Annotated in this window: 12 protein-coding genes; 8 read left to right on the top strand and 4 right to left on the bottom strand. The window is 48.0% G+C overall.

Features of this window, described 5'->3' with window-relative positions; genetic code table 11:
• From KKE17_09430 to KKE17_09405, 6 genes are all read left to right on the top strand, one after another.
• Positions 1–394 (top strand): PLP-dependent transferase (locus tag KKE17_09430; protein ID MBU1710211.1); only part of this gene is annotated, 394 nt, incomplete at its 5' end.
• A 2-nt stretch (positions 395–396) separates the two neighbouring features.
• Positions 397–1,563: a homoserine O-acetyltransferase gene (locus KKE17_09425; protein ID MBU1710210.1), complete on the top strand. Its 1,167-nt coding sequence runs from the start codon at positions 397–399 to the stop codon at positions 1,561–1,563.
• Positions 1,564–1,573: 10 nt separating this feature from the next.
• On the top strand, positions 1,574–2,170 hold the full coding sequence (gene metW / locus KKE17_09420) for a methionine biosynthesis protein MetW (protein ID MBU1710209.1): 597 nt from the start codon (positions 1,574–1,576) through the stop codon (positions 2,168–2,170).
• 27 nt (positions 2,171–2,197) lie between these two features.
• Positions 2,198–3,163 (top strand): serine acetyltransferase, encoded by a 966-nt coding sequence (locus KKE17_09415; protein ID MBU1710208.1) that lies wholly within the window; start codon positions 2,198–2,200, stop codon positions 3,161–3,163.
• A 72-nt stretch (positions 3,164–3,235) separates the two neighbouring features.
• On the top strand, positions 3,236–4,165 hold the full coding sequence (gene cysK, locus KKE17_09410; protein MBU1710207.1) for a cysteine synthase A: 930 nt from the start codon (positions 3,236–3,238) through the stop codon (positions 4,163–4,165).
• Positions 4,166–4,675: 510 nt separating this feature from the next.
• Positions 4,676–5,107, top strand: coding sequence for an MOSC domain-containing protein (locus KKE17_09405; protein ID MBU1710206.1), 432 nt, complete (start codon positions 4,676–4,678; stop codon positions 5,105–5,107).
• Positions 5,108–5,324: 217 nt separating this feature from the next.
• On the opposite strand, the gene KKE17_09400 is transcribed toward KKE17_09405, so the two are convergent.
• Positions 5,325–6,536: a GGDEF domain-containing protein gene (locus KKE17_09400; GenBank protein ID MBU1710205.1), complete on the bottom strand. Its 1,212-nt coding sequence runs from the start codon at positions 6,534–6,536 to the stop codon at positions 5,325–5,327.
• A gap of 557 nt (positions 6,537–7,093) precedes the next feature.
• Between KKE17_09400 and KKE17_09395 the strand changes: the two genes are divergently transcribed.
• Positions 7,094–8,044 carry an SDR family oxidoreductase gene (locus KKE17_09395; protein ID MBU1710204.1) on the top strand — a complete coding sequence of 317 codons (951 nt, stop codon included), beginning with the start codon at positions 7,094–7,096 and terminating at the stop codon, positions 8,042–8,044.
• Positions 8,045–8,170: 126 nt separating this feature from the next.
• Here KKE17_09395 and KKE17_09390 read toward each other — a convergent pair whose 3' ends face one another.
• Positions 8,171–8,497: a PilZ domain-containing protein gene (locus KKE17_09390; GenBank protein MBU1710203.1), complete on the bottom strand. Its 327-nt coding sequence runs from the start codon at positions 8,495–8,497 to the stop codon at positions 8,171–8,173.
• A gap of 74 nt (positions 8,498–8,571) precedes the next feature.
• Entirely contained in the window at positions 8,572–9,366 is a 795-nt protein-coding gene (locus tag KKE17_09385) for a glycosyltransferase family 2 protein (GenBank protein ID MBU1710202.1), read from the bottom strand.
• Positions 9,367–9,621: 255 nt separating this feature from the next.
• Between KKE17_09385 and KKE17_09380 the strand changes: the two genes are divergently transcribed.
• Positions 9,622–10,743, top strand: a complete 1,122-nt coding sequence (locus KKE17_09380) for a glycosyltransferase family 4 protein (GenBank protein MBU1710201.1) — start codon at positions 9,622–9,624, stop codon at positions 10,741–10,743.
• A gap of 85 nt (positions 10,744–10,828) precedes the next feature.
• Here KKE17_09380 and KKE17_09375 read toward each other — a convergent pair.
• Positions 10,829–11,404: hypothetical protein (locus KKE17_09375; GenBank protein ID MBU1710200.1), on the bottom strand; the 576-nt coding region annotated here is incomplete at its 5' end.

Genomic DNA, 11,404 nt, shown 5'->3' with positions numbered 1-11,404 from the left:
TATTGAAAATGCCATGAAGGTTGCCGATTATCTTCAGAACCACCAGAAAACCACCTGGGTGAAATATCCCGGGCTCAAGGACAACCCATCCTATCCCACTGCAAAAAAACAGTTTGCCGGCAAGGGCTTCGGCGGACTCATTGCCTTTGGATTAAAAGATCAACAGGCATGCTTCAAATTCATCAACAACCTGAAAATGATCTACCATCTGGCCAATCTCGGTGATTGCAAGTCCCTGGTCATCCACCCGTATTCATCGCAGTACGTGGCTTTTCCGGAACCAATCCGGCAGCTCCTTTCCATCACCCCGGATCTGGTAAGATTATCCGTGGGCATTGAAGGGGTGGAAGACATCATTGCCGATATCGAACAAGCCCTGGAAACTGTATCCTGAAGATGAGCGAATATGCTGAATCAGATACAAACGGTGCGTCCGTTGGCATGGTGGAAAAACAATTCTTCACCTTTGCCGATGCATTTGCCCCCATGCGCCTTGAAAGCGGCGTTTCTTTCGGCCCGGTAACCCTGGCCTATGAAACACTGGGCACGCTGACACCGGAAAAGGACAATGCTATTCTGATCCTCCATGCCCTTTCCGGGGATTCCCATATGGCCGGCTATTACCGCCCCGAAGATTCCAAGCCGGGCTGGTGGGATCTGATGATCGGACCGGGCAAGGGTATCGACACCGACAAATATTTTGTAATCTGCGCCAATATCCTCGGAAGCTGCATGGGATCCACCGGCCCTTCTTCCCTTAACCCTACAACCGGCAAACCATACGGCCTTGATTTTCCAGTGGTCACCGTCGGCGACATGGTCACCGCCCAAAAGGCTTTGATCGACCATCTTGGCATCAGCAAACTGTGTTCAGTAATCGGCGGCTCCATCGGCGGCATGCAGGTCCTGGAATGGACCCTGCGTTATCCGGATATGGTAAAATCCGCAGTCCCCCTTGCGACAACCGCCAGGCATTCGGCCCTTGCCATCGCCTTCAACGAAATCTCCCGGCAGTCGATCATGGCTGACCCCAACTGGAACAAGGGCAATTATTACGGCGGCAACAAACCGGACCTGGGCCTTGCCGTTGCCCGGATGATCGGCCATGTCACGTATCTGTCCGACGAATCCATGCGCCGCAAATTCGGCAGGCGGCTGCAAGATAAAAGCGATTTTTCCTTTCATTTCGATGCGGATTTCCAGGTTGAAAGCTATCTCCGCTACCAGGGGAAAAAATTCGTCGAACGCTTTGACGCCAACTCTTTTCTCTATATCACCAAGGCAGCTGATTATTTTGACCTGGAAAACCAGCATGGTGGCGGTTCTACGTCCAAGGCCTTTGCAAAGGCCAAGGCAAAATTCCTCATCGTCTCATTCACCTCGGACTGGCTTTACCCGACATATCAGTCAAAGGCCCTGGTCCAGGCAATGAAAAAAAACAGTCTCGACGTAAGTTTCTGCGAGATCGAAGCCGAATGGGGCCATGACGCATTCCTGCTTCCCAATGATCGGTTGAGCAATTTACTCAAAGGCTTTCTGGAGCGCATTTCCCATGAAAAGTAATCCCAAAGAGATGCGCTTTGACCTGAAACTGATTGCTTCCTGGATTGAACCGGGGGCCAAAGTCCTTGATCTTGGATGCGGCGAGGGGGACCTGCTGTTATATCTTCGGGAACAGAAAAAGGTCTGCGGCACAGGCATTGAACAGGATGAGGCCGAGGTTGCCGAGTGCATTGCCAAAGGCCTGTCGGTTCTTCAGGGCGACCTCAATCAGGAGATACATGATTATCCAAAAAAAGCTTTTGATTATGTGATACTCAGCCAGACCCTGCAGCAGGTGTATGAACCGGATATTCTGATCAGCGGCCTGTTGCGGATCGGCAAAAAGGTGATTGTCAGCTTCCCGAATTTCAGCCACTGGTCAATTCGCCTGCAGATTCTGCTCACCGGCTACGCCCCGAAAAATCAGCAGCTGCCCTATGACTGGTACAACACCCCGAACATCCGGGTTATCACCATGAAGGATTTCAGGAAATTTACCAGAAAACTCGGATACAAAATAATTAAAGAGACAGCGATCAACACCCACTATCAGGACCGGCATGGCAGCATCATAAAATTCCTGCCCAACCTCTTCGCCACATACGGCATATTCATGATAGAGAAATAATGCATTCCGGCCATAAAGGAAACACCCATGAAAAAAAAGAAAATTGACCCCTTGAAGATAATCACCAAATCCAGCGCAACCCCCAATCAATACCGGGAATTACCGCCCGTCGTCAAAAAAATAGCCGAATCATGGAATAAAAAAGAATACTGCGACCACGTCGGCGCCATCCCGATGCCCTCCCATGAGTCGGTGATCACTATCCTCAGCCACATCCGCCGGATCCTTTTTCCGGGATATTTTTCCCAGACCACCATCAATGCCGACAACCTGGAGTATTATCTCGGCCAGGAAATCAATATCCTTTTCGAGGACCTGTCACGGCAGATCCTCCTTGCATACCAATACAACTGTCTCAGCAATAATGACGCCTGCGAACACTGCGCTGACCGGGGTCAGGATCCTGCACTGAAATTCATCCAGCAATTGCCAATCATCAAAGAGCTGCTGAAAACCGATATCTTGGCTGCAATCACCGGCGACCCGGCGGCTAAAAGCCAGGATGAGGTAATTTTCAGTTATCCGGGCCTGCAGGCCATCACAACCTATCGGGTTGCCAATGCCCTCTATAAGCTCGGAGTGCCGTTCATTCCCCGGATTATGACCGAGCACGCCCACAGCCGAACAGGAATAGACATTCATCCCGGGGCAACCATCGGCGAAAGTTTTTTCATCGACCACGGCACCGGGGTGGTCATCGGCGAAACCACTGAAATCGGCAACCGCGTCAGGCTCTATCAGGGCGTAACCTTGGGGGCGCTGTCTCTGCCCCATGATGCCGGAGAAAAATGGCGCAACAAAAAAAGACATCCCACCATTGAGGATGACGTGATCATTTATGCAAACACAACAGTTCTGGGCGGCGACACGGTAATCGGCGCCCGCTCGATTGTCGGCGGCAATATCTGGCTTACTGAAAGCGTGCCGCCGGACACAAAAGTATTGCTCAAAAGACCTGAACTCATCTATTCGGGTAACGGCAAAAAGAAATAATTTTGCACAAACAGACTGATAATCGCAGAGTTTCTCAAATGATCTGCTAAAGTTCTTTGGAGGAAATTTACAATGACAACATTACATCAGAATGTCACCAAAATCGTCGGCCACACTCCGCTCATCAGACTGAACCGCATCGCTGCAGGGCTTGGCGCCGAGGTCTATGCGAAACTTGAATTCCAGAATCCCCTGGCAAGTGTCAAAGACCGGATCGGCCTGGCAATGATCGAGGCCGGCGAGGCAGACGGCAGCATCTCCGCCGAAACAACGATCATTGAGCCCACCAGCGGCAACACCGGAATCGCTCTGGCCTTTGTCTGCGCCGCAAAGGGCTATAAGCTTGTCCTCACCATGCCGGACACCATGAGCCTGGAAAGACGAACCCTGCTGAAACATTTCGGCGCCGAACTTATTCTCACCCCGGGTGCAGAGGGCATGAAAGGCGCAATCAACAAAGCCAGGGAACTGGTAGCTGCAACCCCGGGAGCATTCATGCCCAATCAGTTTGCCAATCCTGCCAATCCGGAAATTCATCGAAAAACCACCGCAGAAGAAATATGGCAGGACACCGGCGGCCGGGTTGATATCTTTGTTGCAGGCGTCGGCACCGGTGGAACAATCACCGGGGTTTCCGAAGTGCTAAAGGGCAGGAAACCAGCTTTTAAGGCAATAGCCGTTGAGCCTGCTGCTTCGCCGGTCCTTTCAGGAGGCAAACCCGGCCCTCATAAAATACAGGGAATCGGCGCCGGTTTTGTCCCGGAGGTGCTCAATACCGAAATTATCGACGAGGTTATCACCGTAACCAATGATGACGCCATTTCAACTGCAAGAAAAATTGCCAGAGACGAAGGAATTCTTTGCGGCATCTCTTCCGGAGCTGCTGCCTGGGCTGCGCTTCAGGTTGCGGCACGCCCGGAAAACAACGGCAAGATGATCGTTTTTATTCTTCCAGATACCGGCGAGCGTTATCTGAGTACTGACCTTATTGCAAAGGAATAACCAGGGGCCTGTCCATAAATGTAGTTTTCTGGACAGAGCTGTTAGCGGTTAGCTCATAGCTGTTAGCTTAACGCGAGGATTTACTGATTCTTTTTTCTAAAAGATAACCGCTTTTGAAATATATGGACAGACACTGTCCTTGCCAGCATTCTCCCCAATTCTTGATATATCTGTTTCATTAATGATATATTACTTGATTATGTTTTCAGTTCGAATCTCAAAAGCCGTGTCGTTTCATGATATCCTTGCGGCTCATGTGCTTCGGCTGATCCGAACTTCTTCGCTGGACGACGAAATCACGCATCGTGCGTGTTCGTCGATGCGTGACTTCCTGTCACGCCCCCTTCGGGCCTGATCACTTCGAAATTCGGGCCGGGCGCAAGTGGCCGCAAGGATATCTTAAAACGGCTGAGAATTCTTAAAAACCAGATAATGATATAACCCCTAACTATTCACTGTTTACTCGTCACCATTTACTCTTTACCCGTCACTCTCAACTTTGGAATATCAATGGGAAAAATACTGTCACTGAATATCAGTACGAAAAAAGGCACCGGCAAAAAACCGGTTGAAACCATTGCGGTTCGCCCGGACCACGGCATGCAGGGAGATGCTCATGCCGGGGACTGGCACCGGCAGATCAGCCTTCTTGCCATGGAAAGCATCAATAAAATGATAGAAAAAGGGCTCGAACTTGTTCCGGGGGATTTTGCCGAGAATATCACTACCCAAGGCCTTGATGTCGCATCACTTCCAGTCGGCACACGGCTTGTATCAGACAGTGTGGAACTTGAAATCACCCAGATCGGCAAGAAATGTCACAGCAAATGTGATATTTTCGCTAAGGTGGGCGACTGCATCATGCCCAGAGAAGGGGTCTTTGCCAAGGTGATCACAGCGGGGACTTTGACGAAAAACGCTAAGATATCGATCAAGGAGTGAAAGGGCAGCCCATAAATTCGAAAATGCCACAATTTTAATTTATCAGCGCCGGATTACGACTAACAGTACTAATCATGGGATATCACCAAGGCCAGTCACCCGACCCAAGCCATAAGCGATTACAGGGTGCGGCAGATGCGCGAAAGCGGTTTTGTCCGCTATACAACCAGTATGCGGACAGACCGCTGACAAAGCAGATGCTGTGCCATGTAATCGCTTACGAAGAACAGACCCTGTTTCTGCCCTGAACCTTGGCGGCATAGAGAAACTCATCCGCCTTTGAAACCAGCCCTTCAAAAGAACCGGCATCTGGTCCATATGTTGCGACCCCAAAGCTTGCGGTCAACCGGATATCATGATTTTCATGGCAGCATTTGGCGCTTTCAATGTCCCGACGCATATTCTCGGCAATTTCCAGTGCCTTGCGTTTATCGGTGTTAAGGAGCAGGACGGCAAACTCTTCGCCGCCGTAACGCGCCACCACATCGCTTTTGCGATGATTATGATTGATCAGATCCCCGAACCAGATCAGCACCTCATCCCCTACCGGGTGCCCAAAAGTATCATTCACCCTTTTAAAATGATCAACATCGCACATTATCAGGCTCAGTTTGCCATCATACCTTTTGGCCCGGTCCACTTCATCCAGCAGGCGCTCATTAAAGTACCTGCGGTTGTGAAGCCCGGTAAGTTCATCTCGGATCGCGTCACTCAAGGTCCTCATATAGGTCTTTGAATTATTAATTGCAACGCCTACCGAGTGCGCAATAATCGAAAGTGCGGCAATAGTCTCCTTACCGATCTTTTTCATGGATGACGAATTGTCAACCAGGAGAACCCCCTCCACCGCCTCGGCATCCTGGTTGGCGAAAATCGGGCATTTCATGCATTCCCTTGACTTTGCCTGCTGCGAAACTTCAATACCGCCGCTGCATTGCGTTCCCGACACCATCCAGCACCGCAACCATTTCTTGCCATATGCAGGACAATTGACCGCCTGACATTTTTTCACCTTCCAGCAGGGAATCCTTTTTTTATTGATTACCGGAATTAATGCAAATTCCTTGAGGCCGAGCTGCTCCTGGTATTGATCCCCTGTCACTTCTGCCTGCCAGACAGGGAAACCTGAAATCAACGGCCTGGAAAACAGGCAATCCTCCTTCACTGAAATCTTCAGGGATTCAATGATTCCATCACTGAATCCCTTGGACAATTTCCCCTGCAGTATTCCCCTCTTATGCTTAACAAAAAAAAGCGCGATGCGGTCAAATGAAAACATTTCATCAACAAGTTCAATAAAACGCTCTTCCACATTATCTATATCAAGGTCTTCATAAATCAGGCCAAGCATCTCGATCAGCGAGAAATCCTGCGAATCCAACGATTCATCACTGCCTGATTTCAACGTATCTGCAAATAATCCGAACATAGTTACCCAAAACCTCTCTAGAATCATGTTACTCAACAACAAAAAACAGCAGAACTAAATGAAACGTTTAGTTTTTTTGACCACACAAATACTACCACTCTTTGTGTATGCCACAAAGAGGAAGCAAATAATAAAATTGCAAACCTTTTCTGCCTAAACGCCCAAAAAATCGACATTAATGCTCAACTTACATTGAAAAGTCAAGGCAAAAATCTACGCATACCGTCTCTGGTCATGGGCCAGGTGATGAAATATCAAGGCTTCCAGGGCCTCTGCCTATCAGGTCCAAACAACGTAATCCATCTCCGTGATTCTGGTTGACAAAGAACTCTTGATCATATAGAAATTGGGGCGGCTTTCTTCTATACTGGAGAAACCAACAACATATATCGCAAGAAAATATGCTTCCCGCAAAACAAGGGCGCAACGCAAAACTATCTCGACCAAGGAAAGCCTTTTTTAGTGATAATTCCTGTCTCTTGAAATAAAGTACCATATCCTGCAGAAGTTATACAAAACAACAATCAGTCATTATTTTTATCTAAAGGAATAATTCCATGAAAAGTCTGGACACGAAGCGCATACTGGTTACCGGCGGCGCCGGATTTCTCGGTTCCCATCTCTGCGAGCGCCTTCTCAAAGACGGCCATGACGTCCTGTGCGTTGATAATTATTTCACCGGCACCAAGAATAACATCATTCACCTGCTGGACAACCCGCATTTCGAACTCATGCGCCACGATGTAACCTTTCCCCTCTATATCGAAGTGGACGAGATTTACAATCTCGCCTGCCCGGCGTCTCCCATCCATTATCAGCATGACCCGGTGCAGACCACCAAGACCAGCGTCCACGGCGCAATCAATATGCTCGGCCTTGCCAAGCGGGTCAAGGCAAAGATCTTCCAGGCTTCAACCAGCGAGGTTTATGGTGATCCGGAAATACATCCGCAGCCGGAAAGCTACTGGGGAAGAGTAAACCCCACAGGTATCCGCTCCTGTTACGATGAAGGCAAACGATGCGCCGAAACATTGTTTTTTGACTATCGTCGCCAGCACAACCTGCGGATCAAAGTAGCGCGCATTTTCAATACATACGGCCCCAGGATGCACCCCAACGACGGCCGGGTGGTATCGAATTTCATCATGCAGGCGCTGCACAACAAGCCGATAACGATATACGGCGATGGCTCGCAATCCCGATCATTCTGTTATGTCGATGATCTGATCAATCTCTTTGTCCTGTTCATGGATTCGGATGATGACTTCACCGGCCCGATGAACACAGGAAATCCCGGAGAATTTACCATCCTGGAGTTGGCGGAAAAAGTAATCAGCCTCACCGGTTCCAAATCGGAAATTGTTTTTGAGCCCCTGCCATCGGACGACCCGAAACAGCGCCGGCCGGATATCAGACTTGCCAAAGAAAAATTCGGTTGGGAGCCCACAATTCAGCTGGAAGAAGGACTCAAGAAGACAATAGGTTATTTTTCAGCTATTTCTGGCTGAGGTATCAAATTGACTTCTGTGTTGCTTGAACAACAGCTCAAGTTCGAAACAAACAACAGGTCCGGTTCAAAAAGACAATAAAGTAATCAAAAAATCTGTGATGGCTGCTATCCCGGAGAATGTGATTTATTCGCTTCTCTCCCCATAGAGCAGAAATTGCTCCAGATAATACGTATGTTCCTGGGTGAGATCAATGAACTTTATGGCAGCTAAATACCGCGCATCCAGGCGTCCGGACCAGATGATCAGACCGTTAAAGATCAGAGAGGGGTCTCTTTTCAGGGTTATCGAAACCTTACTTAAAGGTGGCAACAACTGTTTGGTATTAAACTTAATCCCACCCTTGCCGATATCTATGGTTTGCGACGAATAGCTCTCCTCTCCGTAAACATAGGTTATCGGCTCTTTCACCTCATGACGCCTGTTCAGGCGCTTTTCACGATATTCATTCATAATTATTCCCGGAAAATAAGATTCCCTGCCGATGAACCTCCCCTTGGTAAGCATCGGATAAATATATATTGAGATTACGGCTGGTGCAGCTTATCACGACCATATTTCGTCAATTCCCGATGTTTTGCATATTTAAAAAATGATCCGGCAGCATTCATCAAAGAAATGACCAGGCCATCAAATCCATCAAGAAATCCCTTCTGCAAAAAATATGTTTTACAAAACATCCAGATGCCACGACTTATTGGTTTCAGGGCACCGGTCTGTTTATTCTTTTGATAAAGATCCTCAGCGCCAATGCTGGAATAGCGATCCATCTTATCAATTAATTCAGAATAACTCCGGTAACTTAAATGCACAATTTCAGTATCAAGGGCAGTAATTGGGCCTTGGGCAATCCAGCCTTCATGGACCGCCCTTCCATCAAAAACGCCCTTTCTTTTATCTACTAACCGGAGAACCTGATTGGGCCACCAGCCACAATGCTTAATCCAACGACCATGGAAAAAATTTCTTCGCCGAAAACTGAAGCCACAGACTTTCAAACTCGAATCTTTCAGGACTTGGGCTATTTGGGTTACACTTTCTTGAGGAATCCTTTCGTCGGCATCAAGGATTAAAACCCAATCATGTTTGCACTGGTTTACGGCATATTGTTTTTGATAGGAGAAACCCTGCCAGGGCTCAATAAATACCCTGGCGCCGTAAGATTTTGCAATTTCTACGGTGCGGTCCGTGCTATCAGAATCAACCACAACCAGATCCTCGGCAAAGGATACGCTTTCCAGACAGTCGGCAAGTCTGGCCTCTTCATTCCTGGTAATGATTGCAACGGAAAAGGGAATTTTTCCCGCTTCACCTCTATTCATTCAGTCTCCTTGAAAAAAAACACCACGTTCGACCAGCTAATTCGTCCCATCGAGGCCATGATTGCATAATGCCTCTGGTTGGAGTATTATTTTTTTAATAATAAAGCTGAGTTGAGCCGCTTGTCGGCTCAAACGAAATCTATGCCCTTGCGGTATAATCAGCTGGTTAAAGAGTGTCTTGCCATCTTTCTGTACAGACACTAACTAATCATAATAACTTATATATTTAGAAAATTTTACCCTCATTTTATCACTTTGCCCACACTTAACTTAGCAATTCTTGTCAGAAATTTCATATCCACCGGCGGCTCGGAACGATATGCCTATGAAGTGACCAAGCGATTAGTTCGCAAAGGCCACAAGGTCACCGTTTTTTGCTGGCAGGCGGAAGCTGCTCTGGTGGAAAACATCAACATTATAAAAGTCCCCGGCCCCTATGGGTTTTCCGGTGTGACCCGATTATTTTCCTATATCCGCCAGGTTTCAAAATTACTAGATAATCATAATTTCGATGTCATCCATTCCCATGAAAGGGGATATATTCAGGATTTACTGACCGTTCATTGTTTTTCGTACGCTTCAGGATTAAATCAATATTGCGGCCTCCGGAAAATCGACCAGCTTTACTTAAGCCCGAGAAGCTGGCTCTATCTCTGGATTGAGAAAAAGCAAATGCAAACACCCTGGCTTGCCGCAGTGTCCAAGGTCATCCAAGATGATATCAGCAGCAACTATCATCGACAGAATAATGTCCGGGTCATTACTCCCGGAGTCGACACCAATTTTTTCAACCCTGACTGGTGCAGCCAGCATAGAGCGCTTCGCCGCCAGGAAGAACATATTGCCGATAATGAACTGGCGGTGCTTTTTGTCGGTTCAGAATTCAAAAGAAAGGGCCTGGATCGCCTGATTCCCGCTCTGGGGAAGAACATGAAACTCATCGTCCTCGGCAAGGGGGAAAAACATGCCCATTACCGAAAACTTGCCGAGAAGCATAATGTCGAGGATCGAGTATTTTTCAAAGGACTTTGTGATGACGTAAGAAAATATTATGCCCTTGCCGATGTTGTTGTGCTCCCTTCCCTTTCCGAGGCATTCGGCATGAGCATTCTCGAGGCCATGAGCTGCGGCATTCCGGTAATTGCCAGCCCCGACTCAGGGGTTTCAGCCCTTATCTGCCAAGAAGAAAACGGCTTTTTAGCCACAAGAACAGATGACATCTCCAATCTATTAAAACGGCTGGGCGATCCAGAATTGCGAAAACAAGTTGGAATTCAAGCCAGAAAAACCGCAGAAAATTACACCTGGGACAGCATCGCGGATTCGTACGAGAAACTGTATGAAGAAATCGTAACTGCCAAGGCCAAGAGGCTTTAGGCTTTCAGGCTGCTTCGTTCAATGCGCAAAAACGTCCTCTTAGCCCCAGACAACTAACAGCCTGCAGCCTAATAAACCTGTGTAATCATAATCCATCTGCAATGGTTATAATTTTATCAACAGCGTTTTGTACGGTGAATGGCGACCTTGCTTTTCTATAGGGGACTCCACCCTGCTGCCATTGTGCAAGGTACTCCCTGATCAAACACTTCAAGGCATCAAGATCATTCAAGTCAATCGTCCTCGATTCATTGGCCATAAGCATGGCATCTAATTCGGACCCTTTTTCAGCAATGCCGATAACCGGCCGGCCGGTCAGCAGATATTCATAATATTTCGAAGGGATATACTCATCGCAGATGATCCCCTCACCATGAATCAACAGCAGCACATCAGACTGACACATCGCCTCAAGCACCCGCAGTCTTCCTGATTTGCCGGTGGTCGGATCATATTCCAACCGCCCGTGTTCACGAAGCATTGTTCCCAGAGGAAAAGCCACCAGACTCTCACGTGAGACGGAATCGAGTTCTGCCCCATAGATATCGACACAGATGAAATCCTGCCATGGCGGATTTTCTTCAACCAACTCAAAAATCGCCTGAAAGAACATTTTCAGGTTTCTATTCGCTGCAAGCGACCCGAAATGACCGAAGTGGAT

Source organism: Pseudomonadota bacterium (assembly GCA_018823135.1).
GTDB lineage: Bacteria > Desulfobacterota > Desulfobulbia > Desulfobulbales > CALZHT01 > JAHJJF01.
This window is presented reverse-complemented; position numbering and strand designations above follow the sequence as displayed.